Raw genomic sequence first — 17,338 nt, 5'->3', positions numbered from 1 at the left:
CAGATCACACGATGTCCGGTCGTTGAATAGCGCGACCGGACGAGACGTCGATCTCCAGATCGGGCCGTCGGACACACCGATCGTCCAAAGTCCATCGATCGTCATCACCACCTGCGATTTTGTCGTCACTCTGCGACGCACCCCCGACGCCGCGATTCCCCCGGATCAGCCGCTATGTCTTTTCTCTATGACGTCCAGCAGTGCGGGATGCAGCGCGGCGTTCCAGCCCGCGCCCGCGTCGGCCAGCCGCCAGGTCCGCAGCCACATCTCCACCAGGTACGCGTCGGCGACCAGCCGCCGCCGCGCGGCGTCGAGGCCGAGCCGCTCGCCGTGTCGGCCCAGGTGTCCGTCGACGGCCGATGCCGCCGCGTCGGCCGACTCTCCCCGCAACACCAGCGCCCGCTGGAACGCGTCGTGCGCCAGGTCGAAGCCGACCGGCACGTCCGGGGCGCTGTGTTCCCAGTCCCAGGCGACCAACCGGCCGGCGTGCCAGCCCAGGTTCCACGGCACCCAGTCACCATGCCAGTGGCCGAACTCCACACTGGTGTCGCCATGCCGGCGGGCCAGCGCGGAGACCGCCGCGACCGCCCGCGCACCCGCTGGCTCGGCCACGGCGGCCCGATCAGCCAGCCCGGCCAACCGGGTCAGGAAGGCCGACCCGGCCAGTGGTCGGGGCGTACCCGCCGGGCCGCCACGCCGGGCGACCGCGAGCAGCGCCGCGATCCGCGGAGGGTCGTCGACCGGCACACCGCGTACCGCCGGTGGCAACGGCTCGATCACCGCGACCACCTGGCCCGCCCACGCCGTCTCGGTGAGCAGCCTCGGCGGCGTCGGGTGGTCCGCCACGCCGGCGACCGCGCCCAGCCCGCGCAGGGCCGCCGCCTCCGCGGCGACCAGCGCGCGCGTCGCGTCGTTCCAGCCGATCTTCGCGTAGCCGCGCGGACGACCGTCGGCGGTGAAGAGCTGCAGGGTCGGCTTGCCGTTCGGGTCGGGCGGCCGGACCCCGCACGCGGCCAGCAACGGCGTGCCGCCCAGGTCGGCGGCGAGCCGCTCGGTCAGCAGCAACTCGGCCGCCGACGACCCGGCGGGCACCGAGACGGTCAGCGTCGGAAAGGGCGCGAGCCCCACCCGACCGAACCGGGCCAACCCGCCCAGCACCGCCCGCAACGCGCGCACCTTCGGTGGCCGCAGCGCGTTGTACGCCAGCAGCGACGCCGCCCCGGCCCGGGGAGCGCCCAACGGCACCAGGAACCGGGCCCGGGCGATCGACGGCACCACCGCGTACCGGGCCACCGGCCGGTGACCGGCCGGCGCTGCGCCCCGCACGGTCAGGCCGACCCGCTCGTCCGGGAAGACCGCGCGGCTCACCCAGCCCAGACCGTCCACCCGGGAGCGTGGGTCGGCGTCCGCGCCCACCAGCGTCGTCACGCCGCCCGGTCCGCCCAGTCGAGGTCCAGCCCGAGCCGCTGACGCAACGCGTCGTTGTACGGCCGGTAGTAGTCGGTCAACTCGGCACGAACCGTCGGCTCCAGCGGTGCCGAGCGCCGGTCGTTGTAGACCTTGAAATTCGGCAGGTCGTACGCCGGCAGCCCGAGGAAGTCGAGGGTGCGCCGGTAGGTCGCGCGGGAGTCGCGGTAGAGATCCTCGCTGGGCAGGAAGAGGATCTGGTCGGCGTCGAAGCGTGCCAACCATGGTTCCAGGTGCTCCAGGTAGCGCCCCCGGGCCCGGTACGTGTACCAGTCGTACGCCTCGCTGAACGACTCCGGCTCGGCGATCAGCCGCTCCCGCTCCCCCGCGGTGCGTTCCGGCTCGGCGGCCAGCGCGGCGGCGAAGTCCAACGGCTCGATGCCGTGGGTGCGGCGTTCCTTCCAGTGCGAGTACGCCCGCTCCACCGGGTCCCGCAGCAGCACGATCAGCTTCACCGTCGGCATCAGCGCGGAGACCCGCTGCGCGGCGAGGGGATGGAACATGTACAACGGGGCGGCTTCACCGACCTGGACCGGCCCGCCGTGCCGTTTGGCCAGGGCATCGCGCTGCCGCTCGGTCGGGAAGTGCGAGCGGTACCACGCCTCGCCGCGACCCCAGTGCTCCTCGAAGTAGTGCGCCGACTTGGTGTTCCACGCCGGGAACAGGCGGGGCACCAACGGGTGCTGGATGAGGTAGTTCCACAGCGAGGTGGTGCCACCCCGCTTGGTGCCGATGATCAGGAAGTCCGGCAGCGGCCGGCGATCACTGGTGCGTACCCCGTAGTCGACAAGCGACTCCTTCACCCGGGTGGTCACCTGGGTCGGGACCAACTGCTTGACCCGGTCACGGATGGACGCCACGACGGACCTCACCTGCCTCTCGTCGATGCCGGGGCGGGTTCGGCGGCCGCAGTCGCCTGGCCCCCGCCACGGATCTGCCTCATGGTCCCCCGGATGCCGGCACGCACCCGGGGCAACGTCAACATGCCGACGCAGCCGGCCAGCAGCACCACCAGCGCCACCGCCAGGCCGGGCAGGCCGCGACCACCCGCCAGCACGCCGGCGGCGGCGGCCAGCCCCACAGCGGCGACCGTGGCACCGGCGGCCCGCACCATCGCCGCGTCGAACAGCGGCTCCCGGACCACCGACCGGGCGAAGCCGGCCGCGGTGAGGTTCTCGGTGGCGATGCCGGCGGCCCAGGCCACCGCCGCGCCCGTGGCCCCGTAGCGGGGGATCAGCCACAGGCCCAACGAGACGGTCACCGTCAACCCGGCCACGGTGGCCACCAGGTGCCGCCCGCTGCGCCCGCTCATCAACAGCAGGCTCTGCACGTTGCCCACCCCGGTGTTGACCAGCATCGCCAGCGCGAGCACCGTCAGCGCCGGAACGCCAGCGGTGAACTCCGGCCCGAACAGGTGCAGAAACGCCGACGCGAAGACCGCGAGCAGCAGGTACACCGGCCAGGACAGCACCAGCCCCCAGATGGTCAACTGCCGGTGCACGGCCGCCGCCGCCGCCCGCTCGCCCCGACCGAGCAGCCGGGACAACTGCGGCGACACCGCCACCCGCAGCCCCTGCATGGCCAGTTGACCGGCCAGCACGTACCGGCCGACCGCGCCGAACACGCCGGCGTCCGCCGGCCCGGCGAGCACGGAGGTGAGCAGCACACCCACCCACATGCTGCCCGCGTCGATGGCCGCCGAGGCGGCCCGGGGCAGCGCGAAGCGCCAGAACGTCGACCAGTCGGAGCGGGTCGGCGCGAGCGTCGCGCCCCGGCCCAGCCCGAGCGGGCCGGCGACCAGGGTGAGGCAGACCAGCAGCGCCAACGCCGCCGGCACCAACCACCCGGTCATGCCGGCGAGCAGGCCGCCGCCGGCCAACACGGCGGCGCCGACCAGCACCGGGCGGGCGATCGGCAGCAGGAGGAACTGCACCCCGACGTACGCCCGGATGGGCCGTACGCAGCGCAACGCGGCCAGCAACAAGGTCATCGCGACCACCACCGGCACCGCGGCGAACGTGACAGTGAGCAGCGCGTCGCCGCTCACACCGGAACCGCCCAGCAGCCGGGGTGCGAGCGCGTCCGCGACCAGCACGCCGACGCCGGCGACCAGGAGCCCGGCCAGCAGCGGTGGGATCAGCGCCACCGGGAGCAGCCGCGCCGCGTCCCCACGCGCACCGGCCGTGCGGCGGGGCAACCCCCACATCAGACCCGTCTCCGCGCCGAGCGTGCAGACCGCGGTGGCCACCGTGACCACCCCGATCGCGGCGAAGAACGCGCCCGCGCCGGCCGTGCCGTACCCCCGGGTGATGACCACGGCCAGCAGGAACCCGAACAGCCCGCTGGTGGCCGCGCCGAGCAGCCCGGCGACGCCGCTGCGCGCGCTGCGGCGGGTCTCCGCCGAACCCGCGTCCGCCGCCGCGCCGGCGACCGGCTCGTCGGGAACGGCCGGAGGTCGGGTGGCGGCGGTCATGCGGGCACCGCCGCGTCCCGTGTGGCCGGCGGTCGCGGTGCGGTCGACCGGGTCAGCCGTTCGCGTTCGGTGAGCGCCATCGCGAAGGCGACCGCGAAGAACGCGACCGACAGGTTCTGATTGGCCATGCCGTAGAACGGGACCTGGACCAGGCAGACCACCGGCACCACCGCCAACCACTGCCCGGCCGCCGAGGTCGCCCGCGCGCAGATCACCGCGGACGCGACGAACCAGGCCAGGAAACAGACGAGCGCGGGTACGCCGTGACTGAACAGCACCATCCACAGCTGACCCTGGGTGCCGATCGGCGCGGCCGCCGACACGGTGTCGACGTTCACCGGTGCGCCGTAGCCCAACCACGGCGACTCCTGCACCCGACGGATCACCTCGGTGTAGAGCGAGAGTCGGTCGGTGTTGGTGTCACTGGAGTCGACCCGCTGGCTGATCAGGTCGGTGATCGGAATGAACAACGTCGCCAACGCGCCGATCACCACGACCCCGACGATGGAGGCGGCGACCCGGACGTTGCCGCGCAGGCTGGCCCGCACCCCGAGCACCGCCAGCCCGGCGCCCAGGCTGAGGAACATCGCCCGGTTGAGGGTGAGGAACGCCGGCGCGAGCGACAGTGGCAGCGACGCCAGCAGCGCCCAGCGCAGCGCCCCCTGCCGGCGCAGCATCGCGTACGCCACCACGCACGGCATGGTCATCGCGTACGCGCTGCCGTAGTTGTTGGTGTACGCGAACGGCGCGGCCGGGCGGTAGATCGGGTTCAGCGAACGGGCGCTGTATTCGGCCGTGGTCAGGTGCACCATGTCCTGGATGAACGGGGTGCCGGCCACCCCGCCGGGCAGCAGCACCTCCATCGGGGTGGTCATCGCGAGTCGGGGCACCAGCACCCCGAGCCAACCCAGCGCCACCAACCCGAACCAGAACGCGCAGAGCGGGGTGAGCACCGCCACCAGGCTCGCTCGTTCCCGGGCGGCGGCGTAGACGTAGACCCCGACCACCAGCGCGGTCAGATAGAAGGCCAGGCGCAGGGCGAACGTCAGCAGCGAGGCGGGCGACGCGAGCCGGGTGGCGCTGACCAGCACGATGGCGAGGAAGAGCAGCCAGATGCCCACCGCCGGGGGCAGCGGCACCCGCCCTCGGGTGAACAGCAGCGCCAACAGCAACGCGCCCAGCAGGGGCCACCCGAGGTAGAACGCTCCGAGTAACCACCAGAGCGGCACCAGGGCGAACATCAGCGTCAGCGGCCAGAGCGGCAGCCGTGGCGGCGCGGGCCGGGGTGCGGGCGCGACGACGGCCGGAACACCTCCGGGCGGCGGTTCGGTCGCCGGGGCGCGGGTGACCGACACGGTCAGGCCCGGCCGTTACGGGTGAGCACGAAACCCAGCGGGGTGACGCCTGCGGCACGCAACCGTTCCACCAGGCGGCGCAGGTCGCTCTGCCGGGTGCGGTCCCGTTCCACGACCACCACCGCGCTGCCCTGCCGGGCAACCGCGACGCCGCGCTCGTCGGACTCCGCCGGTGGGGCGTTGAACAGCACGAGGCCGTGGTCGGCGCCCTGTCGCCAGGTGCCGAACCGGACGCTGCCCACGCCCACGGCCACCTCGTCCGGGTCGGTGACCCGACCGTTCTCCGGGCGGGCCGACGCCACCCGGGGCAGCGTCAGGGTGGCGTCCGGGTCGGTGGACGGGCGGGCGCCGGGCGGGTGCGGCGAGGGCCGGCGGGTGGTCGTGCCATCCGCGCCACCGGCGGCAGTCGAGGTGCTGCCGGCCGGCCGAGGCTTGGGCACCAGCGGTCGGGACGGGTCGACGGGCAGCCGCCCCCGGTCGGCGAGCACGGTGGTGCGCAGCCGTTCGACGCGCCCGTTGTCGTCGGCGACGAAGACCTCGCGACCGTCGGCGGCGAGCGCCACCGCGAGTCCAGCGGTGAGCGCGGTGGCGTCCTCCCGGGCGGTGACCAGCGCCACCCGGGCGGGTTGACGGACCCGCTCGGCGACCGCCATCGCCACGTACCGGATGTCGGCGTCGACGGCCCGTGGGCTGCCGCGCAGCGCCGGCCGGCGCACCGTGCCGAGCAGCGGCAGCCCGGTGGCGTCCCGGCCGTCGGCGACCGAGCGGACCCGCCGGTCGGTCGACTCCCAGGCGTACGCCAGCACGATGCCGACCAGTGCGCCGCCGAGCAGGCCGGCGACCAGGTAGAGCGGCCGGTGCCCGGCGGAGGTGACCAGTGCCTTCTCCGCGGTCTGGGTGACCCAGCCGGGGTTGACGTCGACCGCGGCGATCTCGGTGCGGGCGGCGTTGAGCTGGGTGAGCTGGTTGTTGATTCCGGCCAACTCGGCCACCACCGCGTCACCCGCGGCGGTGTCCTTGACGGTGCTCGCCCGCTTCTGCAGCGCGGTCTGCTGGGCGACGACCTTGGTGATGCTTTCGTCGTAGGAGCGCAACATCTCGGCGCGTTGCTGCTCGTACATGGTGCGTCGCACGTCCAGGTAGGCCTGGGCGGCCATGTTGGCGCTCTGTACCGCCCGCTGCGCGTCGCCCGCCTGGTAGGTGAAGCGCAGGATCTGCCCGCCGGTGGGCACCTCGACCTCCAGCGCGTTGCGGATGTCGCGCGGGTCACCGCCGGCGGAGTCGGCGAGCCGCTGCACCACCTCGGTGCCGGTGGCGATGCCGCTCTCCACGTTCATGTTGACCGCGCGGTCGGCGCCCGCGCCGCTGGGGGTGAACGCGTCGGTCACCACCGGCCGGACCGCCACCACTGCGCTCGCGCTCATCGCCGCCGGCACCAGCAGCACGTAGCCGAGTGCGGCGACCAGGCCGACCATCGCCACCGCCGCCACCAGGCGCAACCGGTGCAGCGGCACCCGCAGCAGGTCGGTCAGTGTCACGGTGCCGGGGGTCCCCGAGGACGGGCCGTCCGTGGACCAGGGACCGGGCGTCGCATCAGTCATGGAACTTCTTCACCGTCTGTTGAGGATTGCCGACGACCACGACACCGGGTGGTACGTCCGTGCGGACCACCGTCGCCGCGCCCACGACGCTGTCCCGGCCGACCCGAACGCCCTTCATCACCAGTGCGTGCGCGCCGACCCACACGTTGTCCTCCAGGACGATCGGCGCGCGGGTGGCCGGGCCGGGCGGCTCGTGTCGCTGCGCGGGCGGCAGGTTGTGGAAGTCGTTGTCGAGCAGTTCGCAGTCCGACAGGAGGCAGCGGTCTCCCACGGTCACCGACGTCCAGGTGCCGATCCAGGTGGCGTTGAGCAGACAGTCGGCCCCGACGCGTACCTCGCCGGGACCTGCGAAGCGGACGAGCTTGTTCAACCGGGTGCGGTCACCGATGGTCACGCGCACCCCGCGGCGCAGCCGGATCCGACCACGGATCTCCACGTCGCGGCCGAGTGTCAACCGCCGATAGCGGAGCTGGTACCAACCGCGTTTGACCGCGAAGATCAGACGCACCGCGCGTCTCTTACGGATGCCAGCGGCGCCGGGCAACGATCCTCCCCACATCGCGGGGCCGGCGGCGGTCGTGTACCCGCCGCCGGCCCAACGTGAACAATCTACCGATGCTTCGTTACGAACGGTTGACCGTTACTCTACGGAGAAGAATGTCGATGGGGTAGACCAGGACAACTCGGGCGTCGCCGCAGTGATGACAGTCGCCGCGGCGCCGTTGACCGCCGCGGTCGGCGCGGCCGTCGGGTCGAACGCCACGCTGCGCAGAGCCCCGTCGGTGGCACCGTAGACGATCTGGCCGCCCACCCACGCCATGCCCCGCACTCCGGACCAGGTCACGCCCGTCGTCGGCAGGGTGAACTCGGTGGCACCGAGGTAGTTGCCGTCGATCTCGAAGTAGCGGTAGTAGAGGTTGTTGGCCCCGGTACGGGTGTAGTAGAGCCGGCCGTCGAGGAAGAACGCGCCGGTCAGCAGCGCCGGGTTGTACCAGTCGTTGTAGCCGGACGCCTCCCACGGAGAGCCGATCGCCCCGCCGTTGAACAGCGACACGTCGATCCGGCTGCCGGTGGGAGTGCCGGCGACCGTGTGCGACCAGTAGATCCGGTCGTCCACCCGCCAGGTCGCCCCGGCCGAGGTGTACGCGGGCTGGCTGACCGTGACCGGGGTGCCCAGCGCGGCACCGTCGAACGGCACCTTCGCCAGGGTGCCCGAAGCGGTGTTCAGGTAGAGGTTGCCGGTGGTGGCGGTGGGCGGGTTCTTCGGGGTGAAGGTCCGGCCGCCGGAGAGCGGGAACATGCCGAGACGGCCGTGGTACTCCTCGCCCATGCCGTCGGAGTTGTGCCCGAAGTAGAGGCCGTCGGACCCGCGCCAGAGCACCGGCACCGAGGAACCCCAACTGCTGGTGCCCGAGGGCATCGAGGCGCTGCCGCTGCGCCGCGGGTTCCAGTTCACCGGCATCCCGGTGGCCGGGGTGACCGCGGCGATGCCGAGCCGGTCGATCGCGCCCGCGCCGGCGTTGTCGCTGGCGTTCGGGTTGTTCAGCCAGCGGAAGTGCCCGCCCAGGTAGATCACGTTGTCCGCGACCTCGACCGAGGTGATGGTGTCGTTGCCGGTGAAGTCGACCCAGGTGGCGAGCTGGCCGCTGCCCCGCGCCGCGGTCTCGAAGCGGACCAGGGCGTCGCAGTACGCGGACGGCCAGCCGGCGCCGCCGTTCGTGCCGACCACGAACCAGGTGCCGTCGCCGCCGAACTTCACGTCCTGCACGTAGTGCACGAAGGTCGTCGGCGACGCGCACGGCGCGACGAACTTCTCGCTGCTCCAGTCGATCAGCGTGGGCGTCGCGGAGACGTCCACCAGTGCGATCTGGTTGCGCGCCAGGCCGTTGACGAGGGTGAAGTTACCGCCGACGACAAGCGTGTTGCCGTCCGGCGTGACGTCGATGGTCCAGGCGTACGACGTGGTGCCGTGCCGCCCGACCGTCGCGTCGATGACAAAGGTCGGGTCGATCGCGCCGGTGGTGGCGTTGAGCCGGCCGAGACCGACGTGCGCGGTGCCGTTGAGCCAGTTGAACGCGCCGGCGACGTACAGCCAGTTGCCGTGCAGGGCCAGCTCACGGACGGTGCCGCCGTCGGAGCGTCCGACCCAGCTGTCGATGGTCGCGCCGGTCGACGGGTCGAGCGCGACCAGGTTCTTGCGCGAGACGCCGTTGACGTTCTTGAAGGCGCCGCCCACGATCAGCGTGCCGCCGGGGCCGGCGACGAGCGTGTTGACCGCGCCGTCGAGCACCGGCAGGAAGGTGGTGGACATGGTCCCGGTGGTCCGGTCGTACGCGAAGAGGTAGCGCTGCGTCACCCACGCGGAGGCGGCGGTCTGCCGGAGCTGGGTGAAGCTGCCGCCGACGAAGACCGTGTTGCCCACCTGCGCGAAGGCACGGGTCTCACCGTCTCGGGCGTGCGGTGTCGTGTCGGCGGGGTTCGCCGACACCAGGGTGGCCGTCTCCGGGACCGGTACGACCGCAGCCGACGCGGTGGTGGGCACGCCAAGAACCGCGGCGACGATCGCCAACGCGACCACCCCCGCCCGAGCACGACGTCGTCCTACAAAACGCCACAAGTGCGAGAGTTTGGGCACGCTGCGCCTCCAGATTGGATGAGAACCCGGGGTAGCGTGCCTCGTCCAGCCTGGTTAACAAAATCCGCCGATTGGGCGGTGCGTGAATCCGCTAGCCGACAGAACGCCGGGAGGTCGGATGCCCGACCTCCGGCGAACGGCGTCCCGTCAGTGCGTCGTCGTGGTGGTCAGCGGCTCCCCCCGGTGGGCTGCCGCAGGTACGGGTCCTGCCCGGCCTTGGCGAAGCCGGCCACTGCCGCGGCGTTGTGGTTCATCGTCATGTCGCAGGTCGACGTCCGGCTGGTCATGCCGGCCGAGTTGAAGTAGATGGCTGCCTTGATCTTGGGGTGCGCCTTGAGCGCCGCCGGGAACTCCTGGAACCAGCGCTGCTTGGCACCCGGGTCGGCGGCGTCGAAGTTGGTGCCGAACTCGGCGAGCATCCGGGGCTTGCCCGCACCGATGCCGTTGTCGTCCAGCCAGCGGTAGAAACCGCCCACTGTCGTGCTCGGGCTCTTCCACACCGTGCTGCCGTTGCAGACGTGGAAGTTGTACGGGTCGTACGCCACCCAGTCGACGTATTGGTCACCGGGGTACAGGCCGGCGTAGCGCGAGTAGTGGCCGGACCAGCCCATCATCGTCCAGACCCAGACCGCGTTGCTCGCGCCGGCCCGGGCGAACCGCTCGTGGACGTAGCGCCAGGCGCGGACGAAGTCGGCGTCACTGCCCTTGTTCGGCTCGTCCTCGGGCTCGTGGTCGAAGCCCATGAAGACCGGCACGCCGGCGGCGCGGATGCGACCCGCGACCGCGTCGATGGTCTCGTCCTGCCGACCACTGTAGACATCGGACCACTTCAGCGTGGTGCCGGTGGAGAAGTTACGCGACTCCCAGGCGAAGAACATCAGCCGGCCCTCGCGCATCTGCTGCTGCTCGTAGACGTCGGGGAAGGCGCCGTTGCTGCCCGTGTTGGAGAAGTCGTGGTAGCGGTGCACGACGTCGAACTTGCGGCCGACCTGTGCCTCCACATCGGAGACGGCCTTGCCGTGGTCCCAGCCGCCGGCAGAGCCGGCCGGCGAGTACATGCCCCACCAGGCGCCGCAGGAGGGAACGAGCTTGTCCGACACGGCCCCACACTTGCCGGTCGGCAGAGTGCTGCTCGCGCTCGGGGTCGCCGTCCGGGTGGGCGTGACGGTCGGCGAGGGCTTCGGCGAGGCGGTGGTCGGCGAGGCACTTGGCGACGGCGGCGGTGCGGGCCGGGTGGTCGGCGGCGGTGCCGGCCGGGACCCGAGGTCGTAGCTGATCACCAGGCTCGGGCGGAGGTCCGGGCTACGGTTCTCGACCGACGCCCAGTAGATCCGGCTCTCCAGGCCGGCCTGGACCAGCGAGACCGTCCAGACCCCGTTGCCGGTGACCAGTTTGGACACGTCCCACTCGTTGAATCCCTTGGACACACCGTTCACGCTGTCCAGCACGTCACCGGCCGGGCCGAGGCTCGGCCGCGCCTCCCGGGCGCTCAGCGGCGAGGCGTGCGCCGTCACGGTGGCGGCGAACTTCTGCCAGGCGTGCATCCGCAGCGTCGCCCGGACGTTGACCGCGGCGGCCGGCACCGTGGTCACCGCGAACTCGATGACCGCCTGGCGACCACCCCGCGGGTTTCCGTCGCACCGCGTCGCGCAGGTGGCCAGGGTCGTCTTGGCGGAGTTGTCGCCGTCCTGCGACACAGTGGTCGCGGTGGTGTCCGCCGCCGCCCGGATCGACAGATCGTCGCTGGCCAGTAGCGGCATCATGGTGGCCACGAGGCCGGCCACCACCGACCCGCCGACCACGCCGATGGCGATCGCCTTGCGCCGGGGTCCGGAGCGGAACCGGGTGATGCGGTGCAGTCCGTGCCTGGTCAAGGAAACTCCCTGTGTCTGCGTCCGTAACGGTGAGCAGCGTATCGATGACCAGCGCAGGTCGCAGGTAGGACAGTTTCTCGTAAGCGCGTCTTAACCGTCAGCTAAGAAAATCGACCGACGTCGCCTGTGCCAACGCTCCGCGCATCGCCTCGACCGGGGCGGTCACACCGGTGAACTGCTCGAACTGGCCGATCGCCTGCGCCAGCAGAAGGTCCAGACCGGACACCAGCCGCAGGCCGGCCGCAGCGGCGGAGGCGGCCAACGGCGTCGGCCACGGATCGTAGATCGCGTCGAAGAGCACCGTCCCCGGCCGCCACGCCACCGCGCCGGCCAACGGGTCGGCGACTCCCTTCGGCACGGTGGAGACCACCAGGTCAGCGGTGCAGAGGTGGCGGTGTGCGTCGACCCAGCCGGCGGGTGCCAGCACGACACCCAGTGCGTCGGCCACCGGCCGCAGCTCGCCGATCGCCTCGGGTCGGCGGGCGACCACCGTCACCGCGGGGCAGCCCACCTGCGCGGCGGCAGCCAACGCGGCCCGGGCCGTTCCACCCGCGCCGAGCACCGTCACTGCGGCACCCGCGCTCACCCCGGCCGCGGTCAGCACCCGCACCATGCCGGCGACGTCGGTGTTGTCGGCATACCAGGAGCCGTCCGGTCGACGTACCAACGTGTTGGCCGCGCCGACGGCGACGGCGACCGGCGAGGCCTGCGCGGCCACGGCGAGCGCGGCCTCCTTGCCCGGCATGGTCACCGACAAGCCGACCCACTCCGGGCCCAGGCCGGCGACCAGATCCGGCAGCTCCGCCGCCGCGCACTCGATCCGGGTGTACGACCACCCGGTCAGCCCGGCGGCGGCGTAACCGGCGGTGTGGATCACCGGGGAGAGCGAGTGCGCGATCGGCTTGCCCAGCACCGCGGCCCTACGGGTCGCCACGATCACCGGCCACCACCCGGGGCTCCTGCCGTGTTCCGCATCGCTTCCCGCCCTCCCGCAGACTCGGATCGACACTACCCAGCCGGCCGGCCGGGCCACCAGAGAACCGGCTGCGGACGACGCTCGCCGGCCCGGGTTCCCGGGTGCCGGGCCATCGGCGGGAGCAGGCGCACGCGCACGCCGCGTGCCTCGTCGCGACCGCCGGGGCTCCCGTCCCGAGCGACCGGCTCGTCGGTCAGCGGGACGGGAGCCTCGGGTGTCGGCGACCGGGCCGGTCAGATGATGCCGGCCTCCCGGGCCTTCGCCTCGTTGCGCTGATGCTGCTCGTACGTCTCGGCGAACTCGGAGTGGCCCTCCTTGTCGATCGCCACGAAGTAGAGCCACTTGCCCGTGGGCGGCGCCATCGCCCCTTCCAGGGCCTGCTTACCCGGGTTGTTGATCGGGGTGGGGACCAGACCCGGCAACTTGCGGTTGTACGGGTTCTTCGGGTTGTCCAGGTCGGCTGCCGTCATCTCCTTCGACGACTTGGTCTTCTGCCCGGTCAGCTCCAGGTAGTAGTTGACCGTGACGTCCATCTCCAGGCAGTTGCAGTTGAACTCGCCGTACGCCCGGTTGTAGGCCACCCGGGCGACCTTGCCGAGGTCGTCCTTGTTGCCCGCCTCGGCCTGGGCCAGCGACGCCACGATCAGCGCCTCGTACGGGCTGACCTTGCGTTCCTTCTGCACCCGGTCGGCGAACGTCATCTCACCGGTCACCGAGAGGAAGTTGTCCACCATCAGCTTGAGAATGCTCTCCGCGGTGGCCTTCGGCGGGATCTCGTACGTGTCCGGGAAGAGGAAGCCCTCGACGGACTTGACGATCTTCTTGCCGTCCTCGCGTTGGAACCACCAGTCCGGGACGCCGAGCGCCTCCGGGTCCTTCGCGGCGGCCTCGAAATCCTTGACCGGGATCTTGGTCTTGTCGGAGAGCAGCTTGTAGATGTTCTTGGCGGTCCGGCCCTCGGGGATGGTGAGGCCGTTGACGATCTTGTTCTTCAGGTCGAGCATCGCGGTGACGGCGTTCGCGCCGCTCATCTGCTTGCGCAGCTTGTACGTGCCCGGCTGGATGTTCTTGCTGCGCGACTCGGCCTCGGCGGCCTCGATGAACGCCTTCTGGCTCTTCACCACGTCGGCCGCCACCAGGGCGTCGGCCATGTCGGCGAGCAGCGCGCCGTTCTTGATCTCGACGGTGACCTCACCCGTCCCGGCGCCGTCGTAGTCGGGGGTGACGAAGTAGTTCTGGATGCGGTCGAAGCCGTAGAACGCGCCACCGCCGATGGTGCCCAGCAGGAGCAGGGCCATCAGCAGAGCCAGGAAAGTCTTGCCCCGGCCGCCGCCGGACTTGCCGTTGCGCTTGCGGAAGCCGCGCCGGTGCCGACCCTTCTCCCCCCGCTCCGGCTCGTCGAACCCAAGGTCCAGATCGTCGATCATTACGTCCGCCTCCGCTGCGCGTCCAGCCAGCTCTGCAGAATCTCCACCGCGGCCGCCTGGTCGACAACCGCACGTTGACGCTTACCTCGGACGCCACGCTCGGCAAGCCTACGAGAAGCCACCACGGTCGACATCCTCTCGTCAGTGAGCGTTACCGGGACGGGCGCTATCACATCGACCAGTCGGTCAGCGTACGCCTTCACGTGGACGGCCGCCGGGCCGTGTTTTCCGGCGAGATTGACCGGAAGGCCGACGACAACCGCGACGGCCTCATGTTCGGCCACCAACGCGGCCAGTTCGGCGAGATCGCTCGGAACGGTGTCCGGCGACGCGGTGAGGTCGCGAGCGAGCGTGACCAGCGGAGTTGCCAGGATCCCGTCCGGATCCGAGCGGGAGACACCGACCCGCACCTGACCGACGTCGACACCCAGCCGCACACCGCGCGTCAAATCAGCCACCGACGGTCACCACCGGTTGCTGACGAACCAGGGCGGGCCGAATGGCCCGCCCTGACCGACAGTGATCGTCCATCACGCCTCAGTGATCGCCTTCTCGACGGTGAGCAGCAGGTTCGGTGCCTCGGCCGCCGGCAGACCGCCGCCCTGGGCCAGGTCGGGGCTGCCGCCGCCACGCCCGGAGAACGCCGCCTTCACCAGATCCGAGGCCGCCAGGCCCCGACCGCGCGCGGCCGCGTTGACCGCCACCACCAGGGACGCCTTGCCGTTCGACCGGGCCGCCACCGCGACCACCGCCGGCCGCGCCGGGTCGATCTTGCCGCGGATCTCCTGAGCCAGGGTCCGCACGTCGTTGCCGGCCGCGCCCTCCGGTGCCTCGGTGCCCACGTACGCGACCCCGCGCACGTCCTTGGCCTGTGCCGCGAGCGCCGCCGCGCCACCCAGCACCAGCTGGGCGCGGAGCTTCTCCAGCTCCTTCTCGGCGTCCCGAAGCTGGGTGACGGTCTGCTCCACCCGGTCGGCGACCTGGTCGTTGGGCACCCGGTACAGCTCGGCGAGCCGGGAGACCAGCAGGTGCTCCTTGGCCAGGAAGCCGAAGGCGTCCATGCCGACCAGCGCCTCGACCCGGCGGACACCGGAACCGATCGACGACTCGGAGAGGATCTTCACGAGGCCGAGCTGGGCCGAGCGCGCCACGTGCGTGCCGCCGCACAGCTCCCGGGCGTAGTCACCCACCTCGACGACCCGTACCTCCTCGCCGTACTTCTCGCCGAAGAGCGCCATCGCACCGATGCGCCGCGCCTCGTCCAGCGAGGTGATGAAGGCGTGCACCTCCAGGTCGGCCAGCAGCACCTCGTTGACCTGCTGCTCGACGTCACGCAGGACGCTCGGCGACACCCCGGTCGGCGTGTTGAAGTCGAACCGGAGCCGGCCGGGCGCGTTCAACGACCCGGCCTGGGTGGCCGACTCGCCGAGGAAGTTCCGCATGGTCTGGTGCACCAGGTGGGTGGCGGTGTGCGACCGGGAGATCGCCCTGCGCCGAGTCGTGTCGATCTCCGCGAAACCGGCCTCGCCGGCACGCACCTCACCCCGGATCACCCGGGCGCGGTGCACGATCAGGCCGGGGACCGGCTGCTGTACGTCGAGCACCTCGACCTGCCCGCCACCGACGGTGATCATGCCCTGGTCGGGCTGCTGCCCACCGCCCTCGGCGTAGAACGGGGTCGTGTCGAGGACCAGCTCGATGGTGTCACCCTCGGTGGCCGCCTGGCGCGGACCGTCGGCACCGAGCAGCGCCCGCACCGTCGACTCGCGGGACACCTCGCTGTAGCCGGTGAACGTCACCGGGCCACCCGAGTCGAGCACCGACCGGTACGCGGACAGGTCGACGTGGCCGGTCTTGCGGGCCTGCGCGTCGGCCTTGGCCCGGGTCCGCTGGTCGGCCATCAACCGGCGGAAACCCTCGTCGTCGACGGTGAGGCCCTGCTCCGCGGCGATCTCCAGGGTCAGGTCGATCGGGAAGCCGTACGTGTCGTGCAGCTGGAACGCCTTCGCCCCGGACAACGCCGAGCCGCCCGCCGTGCGGGTCTCCGCGATCGCCGTGTCCAGGATCGTCGTCCCGGCCCGCAGCGTCGACAGGAACGCCTCCTCCTCCGCGTACGCGTACTCCGCGATCCGATCGAAGTCGGTCGCCAGCTCCGGATACGACGGCGCCATGCAGTCCCGCGCCACCGGCAGCAACTCGGGCAGCGCCCGCTCCTGCCAACCCAGCAGCCGGATCGACCGGATCGCCCGCCGCATGATCCGCCGCAACACGTACCCACGGCCCTCGTTGCTCGGCGTCACTCCGTCGCCGATCAGCATCAGCGCGGTCCGCACGTGGTCGGCGATCACCCGCAGCCGCACGTCGTCCGGGTGCGACTCGCTGGCCACGTGCCCGGAGTGCGCGCCGTACCGCTTACCCGTCAGCTCCGCCGCCCGGGCCAGGATCGGCCGGACCTCGTCGATCTCGTACAGGTTGTCCACACCCTGCAGGATCGACGCCATCCGCTCCAGGCCCATGCCGGTGTCGATGTTCTTCGCCGGCAGGTCACCCAGGATCGGGTAGTCCTCCTTGGTGGTGCCCGGACCCCGCTCGAACTGCATGAAGACCAGGTTCCAGTACTCCATGTACCGGTCCTCGTCGACCGCCGGACCACCCTCACGGCCGTACTCCGGACCCCGGTCGTAGAACAACTCCGACGACGGACCACACGGCCCCGGAATGCCCATCGACCAGAAATTGTCCGCCTTACCCCGACGCACGATCCGCTCCGCCGGCACACCCACCGACCGCCAGATCTCGAACGCCTCGTCGTCATCCAGGTAGATCGTCGGCCAGATCCGCTCGGGATCCAGCCCGTAACCACCCTCGGAGATCGGCTTCGTCGACAACTCCCACGCCAACGGAATCGCCCCGGCCTTGAAATAGTCGCCGAAGGAGAAGTTGCCGTTCATCTGGAAGAACGTGCCGTGCCGGCTGGTCTTACCGACCTCGTCGATGTCCGGGGTGCGGATGCACTTCTGCACACTCACCGCCCGCCGGTACGCAGGCGTCTGCTGACCCAGGAAATACGGCACGAACTGCACCATGCCGGCGTTGACGAACAGCAGGTTCGGGTCACTGATGGCGGGCAGCGGAGCGGACGGCACCACAGTGTGGCCATTCGCCTCGAAATGCGCGAGGTACCGCCGCTTGATCTCCGCCGTCTTCATCGCTGATGTTCCTCCGGAAAGATGTTTCGATCGCCGATCCGCGGGTCTTCCCGCAGCTCGGCGAACTGATCGTCGAACGCCTCGCCCTGGGCGAACGCCTGGTGGATCTCCTGCTCGCGTTCGGCCATCCCGACCCGGACGTCCTCCACGAAGTTACGCAGCGACTCGACCAGCCCGCCAGCGGATTCCGTCAGCGAGCTGGCGATGCCGGCCGGTGTGTACGCCTGGGCGGTCCGGGTCGCCTTGCGGACCACGATCACACCGACGGCCACCCCGATACCGAGCCAGAACAGACGCCTCATGTCTCGCTACCTTCCTGGT

13 protein-coding genes are annotated in these 17,338 nt (G+C 71.3%); all 13 read right to left on the bottom strand.

Annotation, left to right across the window (positions count from 1 at the left end):
* Nucleotides 1-165: 165 nt before the first annotated feature.
* Entirely contained in the window at nucleotides 166-1,428 is a 1,263-nt protein-coding gene (locus O7614_RS13180) for a hypothetical protein (protein WP_278138742.1), read from the bottom strand.
* Entirely contained in the window at nucleotides 1,425-2,327 is a 903-nt protein-coding gene (locus O7614_RS13175) for a sulfotransferase domain-containing protein (RefSeq protein WP_278138741.1), read from the bottom strand. The genes O7614_RS13180 and O7614_RS13175 overlap by 4 nt, the downstream gene beginning before the upstream one ends.
* A gap of 8 nt (nucleotides 2,328-2,335) precedes the next feature.
* Entirely contained in the window at nucleotides 2,336-3,940 is a 1,605-nt protein-coding gene (locus O7614_RS13170) for a polysaccharide biosynthesis C-terminal domain-containing protein (protein ID WP_278138740.1), read from the bottom strand.
* Nucleotides 3,937-5,295 carry an O-antigen ligase family protein gene (locus O7614_RS13165; RefSeq protein WP_278138739.1) on the bottom strand — a complete coding sequence of 453 codons (1,359 nt, stop codon included), beginning with the start codon at nucleotides 5,293-5,295 and terminating at the stop codon, nucleotides 3,937-3,939. Before O7614_RS13165 ends, O7614_RS13170 begins: the two co-directional genes overlap by 4 nt.
* A gap of 2 nt (nucleotides 5,296-5,297) precedes the next feature.
* The gene (locus tag O7614_RS13160) at nucleotides 5,298-6,896 is read right to left on the bottom strand and encodes a lipopolysaccharide biosynthesis protein (RefSeq protein WP_278138738.1); all 1,599 of its coding nucleotides are present in this window, start codon (nucleotides 6,894-6,896) and stop codon (nucleotides 5,298-5,300) included.
* Nucleotides 6,889-7,455 (bottom strand): DapH/DapD/GlmU-related protein, encoded by a 567-nt coding sequence (locus O7614_RS13155; protein ID WP_278138737.1) that lies wholly within the window; start codon nucleotides 7,453-7,455, stop codon nucleotides 6,889-6,891. Before O7614_RS13155 ends, O7614_RS13160 begins: the two co-directional genes overlap by 8 nt.
* Nucleotides 7,456-7,536: 81 nt before the next feature.
* On the bottom strand, nucleotides 7,537-9,474 hold the full coding sequence (locus O7614_RS13150; RefSeq protein ID WP_278142244.1) for a hypothetical protein: 1,938 nt from the start codon (nucleotides 9,472-9,474) through the stop codon (nucleotides 7,537-7,539).
* Between the two features lie 224 nt (nucleotides 9,475-9,698).
* Entirely contained in the window at nucleotides 9,699-11,405 is a 1,707-nt protein-coding gene (locus O7614_RS13145) for a glycoside hydrolase (protein WP_278138736.1), read from the bottom strand.
* A gap of 97 nt (nucleotides 11,406-11,502) precedes the next feature.
* Nucleotides 11,503-12,342: a shikimate dehydrogenase gene (locus tag O7614_RS13140; protein ID WP_278142243.1), complete on the bottom strand. Its 840-nt coding sequence runs from the start codon at nucleotides 12,340-12,342 to the stop codon at nucleotides 11,503-11,505.
* Nucleotides 12,343-12,614: 272 nt separating this feature from the next.
* Nucleotides 12,615-13,808, bottom strand: coding sequence for an endolytic transglycosylase MltG (gene mltG, locus O7614_RS13135; protein ID WP_278138735.1), 1,194 nt, complete (start codon nucleotides 13,806-13,808; stop codon nucleotides 12,615-12,617).
* Nucleotides 13,808-14,266 (bottom strand): Holliday junction resolvase RuvX, encoded by a 459-nt coding sequence (gene ruvX / locus O7614_RS13130; protein ID WP_278138734.1) that lies wholly within the window; start codon nucleotides 14,264-14,266, stop codon nucleotides 13,808-13,810. Before ruvX ends, mltG begins: the two co-directional genes overlap by 1 nt.
* A gap of 72 nt (nucleotides 14,267-14,338) precedes the next feature.
* Nucleotides 14,339-17,017, bottom strand: a complete 2,679-nt coding sequence (gene alaS / locus O7614_RS13125) for an alanine--tRNA ligase (protein WP_278138733.1) — start codon at nucleotides 17,015-17,017, stop codon at nucleotides 14,339-14,341.
* Nucleotides 17,014-17,319 (bottom strand): hypothetical protein, encoded by a 306-nt coding sequence (locus tag O7614_RS13120; RefSeq protein WP_145783809.1) that lies wholly within the window; start codon nucleotides 17,317-17,319, stop codon nucleotides 17,014-17,016. Before O7614_RS13120 ends, alaS begins: the two co-directional genes overlap by 4 nt.
* Between the last annotated feature and the right edge of the window lie 19 nt (nucleotides 17,320-17,338).

It is taken from the genome of Micromonospora sp. WMMD961, from assembly GCF_029626145.1.
Classification (GTDB): Bacteria; Actinomycetota; Actinomycetes; order Mycobacteriales; family Micromonosporaceae; genus Micromonospora.
The sequence above is the reverse complement of the archived record's forward strand: the minus strand, read 5'-3'. Positions and strand labels throughout refer to the sequence as shown.